A 15,524-nucleotide genomic window follows, 5' to 3' on the forward strand; every position below is an offset into this window, starting at 1 on the left:
AGAATAAAAGGCCGTCTGAACATTTGGTTTCAGACGGCCTTTGTTTTTTTAAATTATCCACAACTACCCTATCCGTTTAAACGGCGGCAGACAGGCCAATAATTGCTGGCCGTAGCGTTGCGTTTTGACACGGTTGTCGAGGATGGTCACGCGGCCGTAATCCTGTTCAGTACGGATAAGGCGGCCGACGGCTTGGATCAGTTTGATGCTGGCTTCAGGCACCGTAATTTCGATAAAGGGATTGCCGCCGCGTTGTTCAATCCAACGGTTTTGGGTTTTCTCGATGGGGTTGTCCGGCATCGCAAACGGCAGCTTGGCAATAATGACTTGCACGCAGGCCGTACCGGGCAGATCAAGGCCTTCGGCAAAACTGTCGAGGCCGAAAATAATGCTGGCTTTGCCTTCGGCAATGGCTTGATGGTGCCTTTGTAAAAGAACGGCCTTGGGTAACTCGCCTTGAACAAGCAGAAGCGGCAAGTATTCGTCAGGCAGTCGTAAGGCGACATCCTGCATTTGCTTGCGCGAGGAAAACAACACCAGCGTGCCGATGGCTTCAACCGGCGAAACCAGCTTCGGCAACCATTCGACAATGGCGGCCGTATGCGCATCAGGATCTTTGGGGCTGGCGTGCACCGGCGGAATATACAGCTCGCCTTGCGCATCGAAATTAAACGGGCTTTCCAAAGCGAGCGTGGTGGTTTCAGGCAGCCATAATAGGCCGGTTTGGCGCAAAATCAGGTTGAAGCTGCCGAGCGATTGCAGGGTAGCCGAAGTCAACACCGCGCCTGCCGCGCGCCGCCACAGGCTGTTGGCAAGGTGGGATGCGCTGCTGATGGGGCTGGCGTTGAAAATATAGTCGTTTTTGTCGTCGGCACGGCGGGTTATCCATTTCGCCAACGGCTCTTCGCCCTCGATGGGAACGGTGGAGAGCAAATCCCAAACTGCGCTGATTTGTTCGATACGGGCGATAAAAAGGCCGAACTCGCTGGTCAGGCGGTCGATGAGCGCGCCGTCCTGCTCTTTTTCGCGGCGGGCGGCGGAAAGCGCATCGTTCAGGCCGATAACGTGTTTGAGCAGGCTGCGTGCAGCAATGGCCGTATTGGAAACCGTGGTTTCAAGGCCTTCGGGGATTTTGCCGTCTTCCCACAGCCAAGTCGGTTCGCTGTGTTTCCGCCTGTCGTTTTCAGACGACCCCAGACTTAAAGACGGCTCTTCCGCCAAGTGAAACTGCCATTCGTGCAGACTGTCGAGCAAGGATATGGCAGCTTCGTCGGCAAGGTTGGCAAGTTCGGCTTTATCGGTCAGCGCGGCAATTTTGCCGGTCAACTGCGGCAGTTTTTCCAGCGTCCAAACGGCAATATTCCATGAATGTTCGGCGGCAAAACGGCTGAGGGCTTTTTTGGGCAGGTGGTGCGCTTCGTCTATGCAATAGAAACTGTTTTCGGGCGCAGGCAGAATCACGCCGCCGCCCATGCTGATGTCGGCAAGCAGAAGATCGTGGTTGGCAACGACGACATCGACGGTTTCCAAAACATCGCGCGCCAGGTAAAACGGGCATTCCGGACGGTTGGGACAGGCGGATTTCAGGCAGCCGTGGCGGTCGTTGGTCACTTTGAGCCAAATCGCGTCATCGATTTTTTCCGGCCAAGTGTCGCGGTCGCCATTAAAGCGGCGGGCGGAAAATTCATCGGCAATGTCGCGCAGCAGGTTCAGTTCTTCCGGCTTGGGTTTGCTGTCCCACAACACTTCCGGCGCTTCAAAACCAAGCAGGTTTTGCTGGGCATTGTTTTGCGTCAGTTGATAGAGTTTGTAGGGGCAAAGATAACGGCCACGCCCCTTGGCAAGCGCAAAGGTCAGCTCCAAACCGCTTTTTTCGACCAGAAACGGCAAATCACGGTCAACCAACTGCTCCTGCAAAGCCACCGTCGCGCTGCTGACGATCAACCGTTTGCCGCGTGTTTGCGCCATGATGCCGCCGGCCAAAAGGTAGGCCAACGATTTGCCCACGCCGGTCGGCCCTTCGATCACGGCAATGCTCTCACCCTCGCGTTTGGGCGCTTCTTCGCCTTCTTCACGCGTCAACGTCCGCGAAAAAGCGTTGGCAATCGCCGCAATCATTTCCCGCTGCGAAGCGCGCGGACGGAAACCGGGCAGGTTTTTGCCGATGTTTTGGTAATGGTCGCGGATAGCGTTTTTTTCTAAATCGGTGAGCATTGAGGCCGTCTGAATGGGTTTGCAAGAATAGCGTATTTTAGCATTTTTACCTTCATGAAGCCTTCGTAAAGTCTTACTCTATTTTAGGGTTTGGCATTTTTATGGCGATGGCCGAACCGCAAAGGCATAACCGGTTTTAATCAAGCAAAAGGCCGTCTGAAACTTTAGCCGCACTGATGCAGAGGCACCCACAATTTTTGCTTCTCGGATTTGTTTTTCTCGTAGCGGTTCCACGCTTTTTCATGAAAATAAAAGACGACGGTATTGACGATGGGTTCTACCAAAGCCACCGCGCTGGAAACACCGATACTGCCGGTCAGAATATAGGCGACACTAAATGCAACGCTGAAATGCAAAATAGCAAATGTAATGGTTTTAATCATTTTGTTTTCCTGATACATTGATGTTTTAATCGATACATAATAATTATTATCAACTGACGCGTATATTTTAAATCCTTTATCCTAGTTTAGATTTTATAAATCGATATTTTATTTTTGATAGGAATTTTATGAACCCGCTCCATATTGTCGTCCTCGACCGCGATACCCTCGTCAACCGTCCGTTTGAATTTGATTTTCCACACACATTAAGCAGCTACGGCACAACCGAAGCGCACGAAACGCTAGCGCGTATCCACGGCGCGGACATTGTGATTACCAACAAAGTCGTAATTTCCGCCCAAGCCTTTGCCGAAAATCCACAACTCAAGCTGGTTGCCGTTACTGCGACAGGCGTCAACAATGTGGACGTTGAGGCCGCCAAACAAAACGGCACGGCAGTGTGCAATATCCGCGCTTACGGCAATGAATCCGTGGCGGAACACGCGTTTATGATGATGATTACCCTGATGCGCAACCTGCCTGCCTATCAGCGCGATGTTGCGGCAGGCTTGTGGGAAAACTCGCCGTTTTTCTGCCACCTCGGCGCACCGATGCGCGATTTGAACGGCAAAACGCTGGCGATTTTCGGTCGCGGCAATATCGGTAAAACGCTGGCAACTTATGCACAGGCTTTCAAAATGAATGTCGTGTTCGCCGAACATAAAAATGCCCAAAGCGTCCGCGACGGCTATGTTTCCTTTGACGAAGCCATCCGCTCCGCCGATGTCGTGTCGCTTAATTGTCCGCTTACGCCGCAAACGGCAAACATGATAGGCGAAGCCGAATTGCAGCAAATGAAACCCGGCGCCATCCTCATCAACTGCGGGCGCGGCGGCTTGGTCGATGAAGCCGCTTTGGTTGCGGCGTTGAAATACGGCCAAATCGGCGGGGCAGGTTTTGACGTGTTGACACAAGAGCCACCACGCGACGGCAATCCTCTGCTGAAAGCCCGACTGCCCAACCTCATCGTCACGCCACACATCGCATGGGCAAGCCAAGAGGCCGCCAACCGCCTGTTTGACATCCTTTTGGACAACATCAACCGCTTCGTGGCCGGCAATCCGCAAAATCTGGTTTAATCTATGGAAAACCTGTTGATAAGGTTGTGAACAATTTTAAAGGCCGTCTGAAACATTCAGACGGCCTTTATTAATCTTTATTTATTTCATAAAGTTATCTATCAAATACTATAAATTGCTTCATTTTTCATTGTGGATAACCCTATAAAAAGGCCGTCTGAAATACTCAGACGGCCTTTTGTTTGCCCGGGCAAATTAAATATCGTATGTGGTTGAAGCGGTATCGCCGCCTTTACCTGTCCAGTTGGTATGGAAGAATTCGCCACGCGGTTTGTCGGTACGCTCGTAGGTGTGCGCGCCGAAGTAGTCGCGTTGGGCTTGCAACAGGTTGGCCGGCAGGCGCGCGGAAGTGTAGCCGTCAAGGAAGGTAATCGCAGAAGCCATGCAAGGCATCGGAATACCGCACTCGATCGCTTTGGCCACCACTTTGCGCCATGCAGGCAGACAGGTTTCCAATACGCCTTTGAAATAAGGATCGGAACCCAAGAAGACCAAATCAGGATTGGCTTCGTATGCGTCGCGGATGTTGCCCAAGAAGGCGCTGCGGATAATGCAGCCTTCACGCCACAAGAGGGCGGTGTTGCCGTAATTCAATGCCCAATCATTGTTTTCACTGGCTTCGCGGATGAGCATGAAGCCTTGTGCATAAGAAATAATTTTAGATGCCAACAGGGCTTGGCGCAAAGCATCCACCCATGCGGCTTTGTCGCCTTCAATCGGGGTAATGGTTTTGCCAAACAGGCTGTTTGCTTGGACGCGTTGGTCTTTGAACGCAGAAACGCAACGTGCAAACACGGCTTCGGAAATCAGGGTCAACGGGATACCCAAATCGAGGGCGTTGATGCCGGTCCATTTGCCCGTGCCTTTTTGACCGGCGGTATCGAGGATTTTTTCAACCAAAGGTTCGCCGTTTTCATCTTTGTAGCCCAAAATCGCGGCGGTGATTTCAACCAGATAAGAATTCAGTTCGGTTTGGTTCCATTCGCTGAAAATGCGGTGCATTTCATCGTAGCTCAGACCCAAGCCGTCTTTCATGAATTGGTACGCTTCGCAAATCAACTGCATATCGCCGTATTCGATGCCGTTGTGCACCATTTTGACGAAATGGCCCGCGCCGTCGCGGCCGACCCAGTCGCAGCAGGGTTCGCCTTGCGGGGTTTTGGCGGCAATCGCTTGGAAAATTGGTTTGACAGCAGGCCATGCGGCTTCGTCGCCGCCGGGCATAATGGACGGGCCGTGACGCGCGCCTTCTTCGCCGCCGGAAACGCCTGCGCCGATAAAGCGGATGCCTTTTGCCGCCAGCTCGTGTGTGCGGCGGGTGGAATCGGGATAATTGGCATTGCCGCCGTCAATAATAATGTCGCCTTCGTCCAAAAGCGGAACGAGTTGTTCGATAAAATCGTCAACAACAGAACCGGCACGTACCATCATCATGATTTTGCGCGGTTTTTCTAATTTATCAACCAAATCTTGCAGTGAATATGCGCCGATAATATTGGTATTTTTGGCTGCACCGTTTAAAAAATCATCTACTTTGCTGGTCGTACGGTTGTATGCGACAACTTTAAAGCCGTTGTCGTTCATGTTGAGAATCAGGTTTTGCCCCATTACGGCAAGGCCGATTACGCCAATGTCGCCTTTCATTTCGTGAAACTCCGTTATTGATTAATTTTATCAAGCGTAACTCTAGCTGATTTACACGTTTTTAACAATCCTTAACTTTTTAATTTTTTGAAAAGATGCCTTTACGTTTCAGACGGCCTTTGCCTTCGAGAAAACAAACTATAAATAAGATTTTAAATAATAAATAGAAGATGATATTGAGTGTTGCCACAGCTTGTTGATAACTTTGATTAAAACAATTTTTCAAATACTTAGCTGATATTTTTTGATGAGGATAAAGTATGGTCGGCCTTGTTTGCATATGTGGATAAAAATTTTCTGCCGCTTCATTCTGTGGATAAATTTTCGCCTGTGCACAATCTTAGCTTGTTTTATACTTCTCCAATCGGAACTGATTGAGTAGGGAAATAGTCAAATGGTTTTTTATTTCTGAATATTTTCATATTTCCTCTTGTTCAAGTTGGGAAAAGGCCGTCTGAAAATATTTAAATTTATGGAGTGAATATGAAATTTTCCTTTGGTATTAAGTTATTACCTGTTTTGGTCTTGGCCGCTTGTGCGCAACAGCCGGCTCTGAAACCTCAAGTTGCCCTGCCCTCCGTATCTGTGGATAACCATGCGCCGGAACAAGGGACGGGGCTGACCGAGCAGAAATTGATCCGCGCCAAGCATTATATGGCGGCGTCTGCCAATCCGTTGGCGACCGAGGCGGGATACGAGGTTTTGAAACGCGGCGGCAGCGCGATAGATGCGATGATCGCCATGCAGACGACCTTGGGGCTGACCGAGCCGCAGTCTTCCGGTTTGGGCGGCGGCGCGTTTCTGGTGTATTGGGACAATAAGGCGAAAAAACTGACGACGTTTGATGCCCGAGAAACGGCGCCGAAAGCGGCAACGCCGGCGCTTTTTTTGGATGAAAACGGCAAACCGATGGGCTTTATGAAAGCTGTTGTTGGCGGCCGTTCGGTCGGTGTGCCGGGGATTCCGAAGCTGCTGGAAGATGTCCATAAGCATTACGGCAAATTGCCGTGGGCAAGCCTGTTTGACAAACCGATTGCTTTGGCGGAACAAGGCTTTACCGTTTCACCGCGCATGGCGAAATCCATCGAGCAAAATTTGGAGCCTTTGAAACGTTATCCGCAAACCGCCGCGTATTTCCTGCCCGACGGCAAGCCTTTGGCAGCGGGAACGGTGTTGAAAAACCCTGAATTTGCGCGTTCCGTACGCCTGTTGGCGAAAAAAGGCAGTGCGCCGTTTTATCAGGGAATGCAGGCGCAGAATATTGTCCGTGCCGTTACCGGTGCTGTGGATAATCCCGGCAAAATCAGCATGGCGGATTTGAAAAACTACCGCGTTATCGAGCGCGAACCGGTTTGCGCGCCGTATCGTGAATACGAAGTCTGCGGCATGGGCGCGCCAAGTTCGGGCGCGATTGCTTTGGGCGAGATTTTGGGCGTCCTGCAAAATCAGGATATGAAGGCGTTAGGCGCGGAAAATATCCACAGTTGGCGCTGGATAGGCGATGCGTCGCGGATTGCGTTTACCGACCGTGATTATTATGTCGGCGATCCTGCGTTTGTCAACGTCCCGACCCGCGCCCTGATTTCTCAGGCTTATTTGAAACCGCGTGCCGAAGAAATCCGCAAGGCTGACAAGGCATTGGAAACTATTCAGGCAGGTAAGTTTGGCAAGGCATACGCGCAAGGCATGGCAGTAGAGCTGCCGTCCACCAGCCATTTGGTGGTTGTGGATAAAGACGGCAACGTTGTATCGATGACGACTTCGATTGAAAACGCATTCGGTTCGGGGCTGATGGCAAACGGCTATCTGCTCAACAATGAATTGACCGATTTCGCTTTCAACCCTGTCGGTGCGGACGGTAAAATCGTTGCCAACAGCGTGGCGGGCGGCAAACGGCCACGTTCTTCAATGGCACCGACCATCGTGATGAAAGACGGTAAGCCTTATCTGGCGGTCGGTTCGCCGGGCGGCAGCCGTATTATCGGTTTCGTCGCCAAAACGCTGGTGGCGCATATCGATTGGGGCATGGACATTCAGGCGGCAATCTCCCTGCCGAATATGCTCAATCGCGGCAGCCAGTATGAAATCGAGGAAAAAACCGCTGCGGCGGACAAAGCGTCAGCATTGGAAAAACTGGGCTACAAAGTCCAAATCCGCGATTTGAATTCCGGCGTACAAGGCATTGTGATCGGCAAAGACGGTTTGCTCGGCGGTGCCGACCCGCGCCGCGAAGGCAAGGTTATGGGCGATTGATATTGTCGGTTTGACATGAAAAAGGCCGTCTGAACTTGGTTTCAGACGGCCTTTTTAGTTTGGGAAAATATATGGATAAGATGTGTATAAGAATAACGCTAAATTTTAATATTTTTATTTTTCAATAAGATAAAAAGAATGAATATGTGGATAATTAATTGTGGAAAATGACATGATTTAGGCCGTCTGAACCTTTCAGACGGCCTTCTCATTGGACTGCTTTATCTATTTTTTATCAGGCTGCCGGCAGCTCGTGAAAAGCGGTGGGCAATTCTTCGTCATCGGCAAACTCAACCCATTCGTAAGCCGTTTCGTCTGCCAAAACGGCACGCAACAGCGCATTATTGATGGCATGACCTGATTTGTAACCTTCAAATGCGCCGATAATCGGATGGCCGACAATGTACAAATCGCCGATGGCATCCAGGATTTTGTGGCGGACAAATTCATCGGGATAGCGCAAACCTTCCGGATTCAAAACGTCCATGTCGTCAATCACAATAGCGTTGTTCAAATTGCCGCCCAGTCCGAGATTATGAGCGCGCATCATTTCCACTTCGTGCATAAAGCCGAAGGTACGGGCGCGGGCAATTTCATCGATATAGGATTTTCCTGCAAAATCAATCTCAAAAGTGGGCGAGCTGCGGTTGAAAACCGGATGGTCGAATTCGATGGTTAAAGTAACTTTAAAGCCGTCGTAAGGTGTAAAGCGCACCCATTTTCCGGTTTCTTTGATTTCAATAGGTTTGAGGATTTTTAAAAAACGTTTTTGGGCTTTTTGATCGACAACGCCCGCATCTTGCAAAAGATAAATAAACGGCAGGCTCGAGCCGTCCATAATCGGAATTTCGGGTGCGTTCAATTCAATCAAGGCATTGTCGATGCCGTAGGCAGACAGAGCCGACATAATGTGTTCAATCGTACCGATGCGCACGCCCTTATCGGTAACAATGGTTGAAGAGAGGCGGGTATCGTTGATCAAATAAGGATTCAATTGGATGACTTCGCCCATTTCCCCGCTCAAATCAGTACGGCGGAACGAAATACCGCTGTTTTCTTCGGCAGGATGCAAAGTCAGAGCGACCCTTTCGCCCGAATGCAGGCCAACGCCGGTAACGCTTACTGATTTGGCTAAAGTCCGTTGCAGCATATTTGCTTCCTTTTAAAAAGTCTGATGGACAAATGATACGTTAAAAAGGAAAAAACAAGCCATCATTTTTAATAGTATTTGCCAATATGGACGTTTTGCAGGGATGAACTTCACGTTTTGAATTATCCACAAGGGTGTGTGAAATTGAAGTGGGTAATTTGGTTTTTATCCACAGGTAAATAGGTAAACTAAGATTTTATCCTTTTTTATTCCGACATTCAGTTAGGGTTTGCCTCAAAGATAAAAATTGATTATTGGATTGGTTTTAAAGAAAAATATTCTGTTATCCACAAAGGATCGGGACCATCATCAAAATCATCGTTTTAAAAATTTAAATACTATGATTTGAAGAAAAGACTGTGCTATCAGCACAAAAACGGCAAAATACAGAAAAATAGAACTAAATTTATGAAAATCATAAACTTACAAAAAAATTAAGATAAAAAAATGAAATTTATGAAATAAAATACCAAAAAACAGGACTATTTAGACAAATCCGATATTTTCCTACAAGCAAGAATTTCACGTTTTGTTTATTTAAATCAAACATTTTAAAAGTAATTACATGTAATTCTAGAAAGTAATTTTATTTCAGGATACAATGGCCTTACTGAAAAATTTTTCCCATTCCATCTAAAGGAGTAGCAAAATGAGTATTAAAGTAGCGATTAATGGTTTTGGCCGTATCGGTCGTCTGGCATTGCGTCAAATTGAAAAAGCCCAAGGTATCGAAGTCGTTGCTGTTAACGACTTGACTCCTGCCGACATGCTGTTGCACCTCTTCAAATACGACAGTACCCAAGGCCGCTTTGAAGGCTCTGCCGAATTGAAAGACGACGCTATTGTTGTTAACGGCAAAGAAATCAAAGTATTTGCCAATCCTAATCCTGAAGAATTGCCTTGGGGCGAGCTGGGTGTGGACGTCGTCCTCGAATGTACCGGTTTCTTTACCAATAAAACCAAAGCGGAAGCCCATATCCGTGCCGGTGCGCGTAAAGTTGTGATTTCTGCACCTGGCGGCAATGATGTGAAAACCGTTGTATACGGCGTAAACCAAGATATTTTGGACGGCAGCGAAACCGTCATCTCCGCCGCTTCTTGTACGACTAACTGTCTGGCTCCTATGGCTGCGGTATTGCAAAAAGAATTCGGTATTGTCGAAGGCTTGATGACCACCATCCACGCCTATACCGGCGACCAAAACACCCTTGACGCGCCACACCGCAAAGGCGACTTCCGCCGCGCCCGTGCCGCTGCCTTGAATATCGTACCGAACAGCACCGGTGCCGCTAAAGCCATCGGCTTGGTTATCCCTGAATTGAACGGCAAACTTGATGGTTCTGCCCAACGCGTTCCCGTAGCTACCGGCTCTTTGACCGAACTGGTTTCTGTTCTCGAGCGTCCTGTGACCAAAGAAGAAATCAATGCTGCGATGAAAGCTGCCGCCAGCGAGTCTTACGGCTACACTGAAGATCAAATCGTTTCTTCCGACGTCATCGGTATTGAATACGGCTCACTCTTCGATGCGACTCAAACCCGCGTGATGACTGTTGGCGACAAACAATTGGTGAAAACCGTTGCTTGGTACGACAATGAAATGTCTTACACTTGCCAACTGGTTCGTACCTTGGAATTCTTTGCCAGCAAAATCTAAAAAATAACGGGCTGAATCAATTAGTCTGTGGATAACTCAAAGGCCGTCTGAACATTTCAGACGGCCTTTTGTTTGTAGAAAGATTCAATCTGCAATCAAATTGTGGATAGTTTAATCACGGTGGCACATTTGTTTTCTATCCTAAACTGCACTTCATAATCCGCAATATTCATTACATAAATCCGTTCGGGAATATCTTGGTAGGCAGGACGGGGATCTTGGGCAATGCTTTGCTCAATAAGATGTTTTTCTTCTATGGATAAATGTTCCGCAAGCGTACTTTCTGCCCAGACTACACTCAATTCTTCAGGTTTGCCGCTGACAAAGCCCGATGATGCGCCAGGTTTGGATTCGACAAACGGGATGTAGGGTTTGATATCCACTACCGGGGTACCGTCCAACAGGTCTGCACCGCTGCAATAAATGCGGACAGGTTTGCCTGTTTCGATGCGTTCGAGTTTCAGCAGGGATAAACCGAGATGATTAGGGCGGTGCGGGCTGCGCGTGGCAAATACGCCCATTTTTTGTTTACCTCCGAGCCGTGGCGGACGCACCATTTGTGCCCAACCTTCATCCAATACACCGTGGAAAATAAAACTTATCCACACATAGTCGAAATCCTCCAAGCCCCGAACACTGTCTGCGGTAAATTCAGGAGAGAGTTCAATGCAAATTTCTGCCGCAGGAACCAAGCCGGGTTGGCGGGCAATGCCGAATTTTTGCTTGTAGGGGGAATGAACGGTTGCAATAGGCGTAATCGAATAGGACATAATTTGTGGATAAATATACTGTGCAAATTGTCATCATATCACAGATGTTTTCCCACATTTTGCAGTCGTAATTTGTTATAATACAAAGCATTTATTCCAAATGTCCGAACATGGGCAACAAATGCAAAATTTAAATTATTTAAAATAAAATCAATAGGTTAAATTAATCCATGATTGTTTCTATCGATGTAGATGCACAAAAAACGTTTACGCCTTTGTGTCCGAAAGAATTGCCTGTTGCCGAAGGCCATCTGATTGCGGATGAACTCAATGCCCAAGCCGCATTGGCGGATTTACGCGTGATGACGAAAGATGCGCATCATGTCGCGGCAAAATGGCTTGTGGATAATCCTGTTGATATGTTAAAACCGACGGGTTTACCCGATGCGGATTTGACTTGGGTGTCACATGCGATGGTTGGAACATATGGCTATGAGTTGTTGGATGGCCTGCCTTCAGCCAAGGAATACGATTATTGTGTTTGGAAAGGCGTCGATCCTGAGTTACACCCTTACGGCGCATGTTTTCACGATATTGAAGAAAAGCTCAGTACAGGTTTGATCGAATGGTTGCGCTGTCAAAATGCAGATACAGTTATTGTCGGCGGCTTGGCAACGGATTATTGTGTGAAGACAACGGTTTTACAGTTGCTTAAAGGCGGGGCTTGGAAAGTCATCGTCAATCAGGCGGCTTGCCGAGGTATTGCTCCGGAAACGGTTGAATCTGCATGGCGTGAAATGCATTCTGCCGGAGCCATTATTTTAGAAAACGCCGAAGAAATAAAAAAATACATTAATAATCAATAAATTATATTTAAAATTCTGTTGTTTCACGTGAAACATTTTCCAAAATATGAAGATTTTACTTGTCCGCTTGTCCAGTATGGGCGATTTAATTCATACGTTGCCCGCAGTTGAAGATTTGGCGCGACAATGTCCTGAGGTAGAGCTCCATTGGCTGTGTGAGGCAGGGTTTGCAGATATTGCCCGCTTACATCCTTTTGTCAAAAAAGTTCATGTAATGAAATGGCGGCAATGGCGCAAGCACCTTTTTCAGGCTGAAACGTGGCGTGAAATAGGCCATCTGAAAACGGATTTACAGGTTGAATCTTTTGATTTTGTTTTAGATAGCCAAGGACTGATTAAAAGCGCATGCTTTGCCAAAATGGCGAAATCCCCTATTTACGGTTTAGATAAACACAGCGCGCGTGAAAGTTTGGCTGCCCTTGCGTACAACAAAACATTTGCCGTGCCGAAAGGTAAAAATGCGGTTTGGCGAAACCGTGAGTTATTCGCCCAAGTTTTTGGTTATACAATGCCTGAAACGCAGGTGTTTGGTTTGTCGGTTCCTGAATCAGGCTGTCTGAAAAATGTGCAATCCCCTTATTACGTTGCTTTGCATGCAACCAGTCGCGACAGTAAATTATGGCCGGTAGAACACTGGCGTGCATTATTGAAAAAGTTGAATGAAAAACGACGATACACCGTATATCTGCCGTGGGGAAATGAAACCGAAAAAATGCGTGCCGAACAGATTGCAAGCGATTTACCGTTTGCTTTCGTCTGCGACAAAATGAATTTATTACAGGCTGCATTTTTATTGAAAAACGCAGAGGGTATTATTGGTGTAGATACCGGATTGTTACATCTTGCCAATGCGTTGGAAAAGCCTGTCGTTGGAATTTATACGGATACAGATCCGGCCAAGACCGGCGTTCAAGTTTCGGTTTATGCAAAAAATTTAGGCGGTATCGCTCAAATTCCCAATGTTGACGAGGTTTACCAAACCTTAATGGATTGTGTTGCAGTATACGGTAAATAATTGTTGGGGAGTTGGATTTATTTTCTGAGTAAATGCTTTAGAAATGATATAATTCCGCTCTATTTGCCAAGATTTATATAAATTTGGTTTTGTCATGTTGGTGAAAACCGGATTGGATTTTATACAAAGAATGTATCAAAAGCAGTATGCTTGATTTGATGAACATTCTTTTTAGGAGAATTGAATGAAAGCACTGGTCGCAGTAAAGCGCGTAGTGGACTACAACGTCAAAGTTCGTGTGAAAGCCGATGGTTCCGATGTGGATATCGGTAATGTCAAAATGTCGATGAACCCGTTTGATGAAATCGCGGTAGAAGAAGCTGTCCGTTTGAAAGAAGCCGGAAAAGTAAGCGAGATTGTTGCTGTTTCTCTTGGCGAGAAAAAATGCGAAGAGACGTTGCGTACAGCTTTGGCGATGGGTGCCGACCGTGCGGTTCATGTTGAGACTGATGCGAAATTGGAGCCTTTGGCCGTTGCAAAATTGCTGAAAGCTGTTGCGGATAAAGAAAATCCGCAAGTTTTACTGCTGGGCAAACAGGCAATTGACGATGATGCCAACCAAGTTGCCCAAATGCTGGCTGCGTTGTTGAATGCGGCTCAAGGTACTTTTGCATCAAAAGTGCAAATTGAAGGTGAAGAGGCATTGGTAACCCGTGAAATTGACGGCGGCGAAGAGACTGTTGCGTTGAAGCTGCCTGCAGTCATCAGTGCGGATTTGCGTTTGAACGAACCACGCTTTGTCAAACTTCCTAATATCATGGCGGCAAAGAAAAAACCTTTGGAAAAATTAAGTCCTGCCGATTTGGCTGTGGATATTTCTCCGCGTTTAAATACCGTGAAATTTGCCGAACCTAAAGCACGTCAAGCCGGTGTGAAAGTGGCTGATGTTGCCGAGTTGGTTGAAAAGCTGAAAAACGAAGCCAAAGTGATCTAAGGAGTATGAAATGAGCGTATTGATTATCGCGGAACATAATAACCAACATTTGAATCCTGCCACTTTGCATGCGGTAACGGCTGCCGCCAAATTAGGTAATGTAGATTTATTGGTCGCCGGCAGCAATGCTGCTGCGGTCGTTGAAGAGGCAAAACAGGTTGCAGGCGTAGCGAAGGTTTTGGTAGCCGATGCGTCCTATTATGCTGAAGGTTTGGCAGAAGAATTGGCGCCTTTGGTTGTTAAACTGGCTGTGGATTACCGCTATGTGGCTGCGACTGCAACTGCGTTTGGCAAAAATCTTCTGCCTCGAGTAGCAGCCTTGTTGGATGTACCACAAGTTTCGGATTTAACCGAAGTTGTGGATAACTCGACATTTGTCCGTCCGATTTATGCCGGTAATGCGTTTGAAACTGTTCAATCCGATTCTGAAAAACTGGTGCTGACTTTCCGTGCGACAGCATTTGATGCTGCCGGACAAGGCGGTAATGCAGAAGTGGTTAATGTTGAGGCAACGCCTGCTCAAAACCTGAGCCGTTTCGTAAACCGTCAACTTTCCCAATCTGACCGTCCTGAATTGACTCAGGCTAAAGTAATTGTTTCCGGTGGCCGTGCATTGGGCAGTGCTGAAAAATTCAATGAAGTGTTGACTCCTTTGGCAGATGTTTTGGGTGCGGCGATTGGTGCGTCCCGTGCAGCAGTGGATGCCGAGTATGCGCCAAATGATGCCCAAGTGGGGCAAACCGGTAAAGTGGTGGCGCCGCAACTGTACTTCGCTATCGGTATTTCCGGTGCTATCCAACACGTTGCCGGTATGCAAGACAGTAAAGTGATTGTTGCCATCAACAAAGATGCTGACGCTCCGATTTTCAATGTGGCGGATTACGGCTTGGTTGGTGATTTGTTTGAAGTTGTGCCTCAACTGACTGAAGCACTGAAAAACTGATGTTTCACGTGAAACGTTCAGACGGCCTTTTATAATAAAGGCCGTCTGAAAATATTTTGGCATGATTACGACCTATAAAACCATTACCACACCGACACAGGCTGAATTTAAAGATAAAGGCAGCCGCTTCATCGCATATGCCTATCCGATTCGCACTTTAGCCGATGTGAAGAAATATCTCGACCCATTAAAGGAAGAGCATCACAAGGCACGACATTGGTGTTACGCTTACCGATTGGGTGTAGATGGAATGCAGTTTCGCGCAAACGATGATGGAGAACCGTCCGGAAGTGCAGGCCGCCCTATTCTAGGGCAGATTGATTCTGTCGGCGTAACGGATGTGTTGGTTGTGGTTGTGCGCTATTTTGGCGGTACGCTATTGGGTGTTCCCGGTTTGATTTATGCGTATAAGGAATCAACGGCTCAGGCACTGGCGATAGCAGAAGTTGTTGAAAAGAATGTCGAAAAGACAGTTTGGTTGAAGTGTGAATATCCTGTTTTGAATGAGGCTATACGGATTGCCAAACAATATCAGGCCGATATTGTAGAACAGGATTTGCAGCTGGATTGTAAGTTGACAGTGAAAATAGCGTTGGCCGATTATGAAGCTTGTATTGCTGCTTGGAAAAATACGCGTCAAATTGAAGTAGATACTGAGAAGCCGTTTGAATAAAAGGTC

General features: G+C 47.5%; 13 protein-coding genes. 8 read left to right on the forward strand and 5 right to left on the reverse strand.

Translation table 11 applies throughout. The features are described 5' to 3' along the window. Nucleotides 1-63: 63 nt before the first annotated feature. Both dinG and FOC66_RS08615 read right to left on the reverse strand, forming a co-directional pair. A complete protein-coding gene (dinG, locus tag FOC66_RS08610; protein ID WP_003747731.1) occupies nucleotides 64-2,214 on the reverse strand; it encodes an ATP-dependent DNA helicase DinG in 2,151 nt (716 codons plus the stop codon). A gap of 164 nt (nucleotides 2,215-2,378) precedes the next feature. Continuing rightward, entirely contained in the window at nucleotides 2,379-2,597 is a 219-nt protein-coding gene (locus FOC66_RS08615; RefSeq protein WP_070826381.1) for a DUF2061 domain-containing protein, read from the reverse strand. Between the two features lie 128 nt (nucleotides 2,598-2,725). Here FOC66_RS08615 and FOC66_RS08620 point away from each other — a divergent pair, with 128 nt between their 5' ends. Further along, on the forward strand, nucleotides 2,726-3,676 hold the full coding sequence (locus FOC66_RS08620; protein WP_003747737.1) for a D-2-hydroxyacid dehydrogenase: 951 nt from the start codon (nucleotides 2,726-2,728) through the stop codon (nucleotides 3,674-3,676). A 195-nt stretch (nucleotides 3,677-3,871) separates the two neighbouring features. Here the strand turns inward: FOC66_RS08620 and gnd are convergent, their stop codons facing one another. Then, nucleotides 3,872-5,320, reverse strand: a complete 1,449-nt coding sequence (gnd, locus tag FOC66_RS08625; RefSeq protein WP_003747739.1) for a decarboxylating NADP(+)-dependent phosphogluconate dehydrogenase — start codon at nucleotides 5,318-5,320, stop codon at nucleotides 3,872-3,874. Between the two features lie 483 nt (nucleotides 5,321-5,803). Here gnd and ggt point away from each other — a divergent pair, with 483 nt between their 5' ends. Then, nucleotides 5,804-7,573, forward strand: a complete 1,770-nt coding sequence (ggt, locus tag FOC66_RS08630) for a gamma-glutamyltransferase (RefSeq protein WP_003747740.1) — start codon at nucleotides 5,804-5,806, stop codon at nucleotides 7,571-7,573. Nucleotides 7,574-7,808: 235 nt separating this feature from the next. Here the strand turns inward: ggt and lpxC are convergent, their stop codons facing one another. Then, nucleotides 7,809-8,723, reverse strand: a complete 915-nt coding sequence (lpxC, locus tag FOC66_RS08635) for a UDP-3-O-acyl-N-acetylglucosamine deacetylase (protein ID WP_003747742.1) — start codon at nucleotides 8,721-8,723, stop codon at nucleotides 7,809-7,811. A 649-nt stretch (nucleotides 8,724-9,372) separates the two neighbouring features. Here lpxC and gap point away from each other — a divergent pair. Continuing rightward, nucleotides 9,373-10,377 (forward strand): type I glyceraldehyde-3-phosphate dehydrogenase, encoded by a 1,005-nt coding sequence (gene gap / locus FOC66_RS08640; protein WP_003747744.1) that lies wholly within the window; start codon nucleotides 9,373-9,375, stop codon nucleotides 10,375-10,377. Between the two features lie 95 nt (nucleotides 10,378-10,472). Here the strand turns inward: gap and tsaA are convergent, their stop codons facing one another. Further along, on the reverse strand, nucleotides 10,473-11,147 hold the full coding sequence (tsaA, locus tag FOC66_RS08645) for a tRNA (N6-threonylcarbamoyladenosine(37)-N6)-methyltransferase TrmO (RefSeq protein WP_003747745.1): 675 nt from the start codon (nucleotides 11,145-11,147) through the stop codon (nucleotides 10,473-10,475). Nucleotides 11,148-11,317: 170 nt separating this feature from the next. Between tsaA and FOC66_RS08650 the strand changes: the two genes are divergently transcribed. The 5 genes from FOC66_RS08650 to FOC66_RS08670 all read left to right on the forward strand — a co-directional run bounded on the left by FOC66_RS08650 (nucleotide 11,318) and on the right by FOC66_RS08670 (nucleotide 15,518). Then, nucleotides 11,318-11,953, forward strand: coding sequence for a nicotinamidase (locus tag FOC66_RS08650; protein WP_003747747.1), 636 nt, complete (start codon nucleotides 11,318-11,320; stop codon nucleotides 11,951-11,953). 46 nt (nucleotides 11,954-11,999) lie between these two features. Further along, nucleotides 12,000-12,968: a lipopolysaccharide heptosyltransferase I gene (waaC, locus tag FOC66_RS08655; RefSeq protein WP_003747750.1), complete on the forward strand. Its 969-nt coding sequence runs from the start codon at nucleotides 12,000-12,002 to the stop codon at nucleotides 12,966-12,968. 184 nt (nucleotides 12,969-13,152) lie between these two features. After that, the gene (locus FOC66_RS08660) at nucleotides 13,153-13,902 is read left to right on the forward strand and encodes an electron transfer flavoprotein subunit beta/FixA family protein (protein ID WP_003747752.1); all 750 of its coding nucleotides are present in this window, start codon (nucleotides 13,153-13,155) and stop codon (nucleotides 13,900-13,902) included. A gap of 10 nt (nucleotides 13,903-13,912) precedes the next feature. Continuing rightward, nucleotides 13,913-14,845, forward strand: a complete 933-nt coding sequence (locus FOC66_RS08665; protein WP_003747754.1) for an electron transfer flavoprotein subunit alpha/FixB family protein — start codon at nucleotides 13,913-13,915, stop codon at nucleotides 14,843-14,845. Nucleotides 14,846-14,906: 61 nt separating this feature from the next. Continuing rightward, nucleotides 14,907-15,518, forward strand: a complete 612-nt coding sequence (locus FOC66_RS08670; protein WP_003747756.1) for an IMPACT family protein — start codon at nucleotides 14,907-14,909, stop codon at nucleotides 15,516-15,518. Nucleotides 15,519-15,524: the final 6 nt, after the last annotated feature.

It is taken from the genome of Neisseria mucosa (assembly GCF_013267835.1).
Lineage (GTDB): Bacteria > Pseudomonadota > Gammaproteobacteria > Burkholderiales > Neisseriaceae > Neisseria.

Bases quoted from the DNA above. Each gene is read 5' to 3' on its own strand.
- FOC66_RS08620 (WP_003747737.1), top strand. From the start codon at position 2,726: ATGAACCCGCTCCATATTGTCGTCCTCGACCGCGATACCCTCGTCAAC.
- lpxC (WP_003747742.1), bottom strand. From the start codon at position 8,723: ATGCTGCAACGGACTTTAGCCAAATCAGTAAGCGTTACCGGCGTTGGC.
- gap (WP_003747744.1), top strand. From the start codon at position 9,373: ATGAGTATTAAAGTAGCGATTAATGGTTTTGGCCGTATCGGTCGTCTG.
- FOC66_RS08615 (WP_070826381.1), bottom strand. From the start codon at position 2,597: ATGATTAAAACCATTACATTTGCTATTTTGCATTTCAGCGTTGCATTT.
- FOC66_RS08665 (WP_003747754.1), top strand. From the start codon at position 13,913: ATGAGCGTATTGATTATCGCGGAACATAATAACCAACATTTGAATCCT.
- FOC66_RS08650 (WP_003747747.1), top strand. From the start codon at position 11,318: ATGATTGTTTCTATCGATGTAGATGCACAAAAAACGTTTACGCCTTTG.
- gnd (WP_003747739.1), bottom strand. From the start codon at position 5,320: ATGAAAGGCGACATTGGCGTAATCGGCCTTGCCGTAATGGGGCAAAAC.
- FOC66_RS08670 (WP_003747756.1), top strand. From the start codon at position 14,907: ATGATTACGACCTATAAAACCATTACCACACCGACACAGGCTGAATTT.
- waaC (WP_003747750.1), top strand. From the start codon at position 12,000: ATGAAGATTTTACTTGTCCGCTTGTCCAGTATGGGCGATTTAATTCAT.
- FOC66_RS08660 (WP_003747752.1), top strand. From the start codon at position 13,153: ATGAAAGCACTGGTCGCAGTAAAGCGCGTAGTGGACTACAACGTCAAA.
- dinG (WP_003747731.1), bottom strand. From the start codon at position 2,214: ATGCTCACCGATTTAGAAAAAAACGCTATCCGCGACCATTACCAAAAC.
- ggt (WP_003747740.1), top strand. From the start codon at position 5,804: ATGAAATTTTCCTTTGGTATTAAGTTATTACCTGTTTTGGTCTTGGCC.
- tsaA (WP_003747745.1), bottom strand. From the start codon at position 11,147: ATGTCCTATTCGATTACGCCTATTGCAACCGTTCATTCCCCCTACAAG.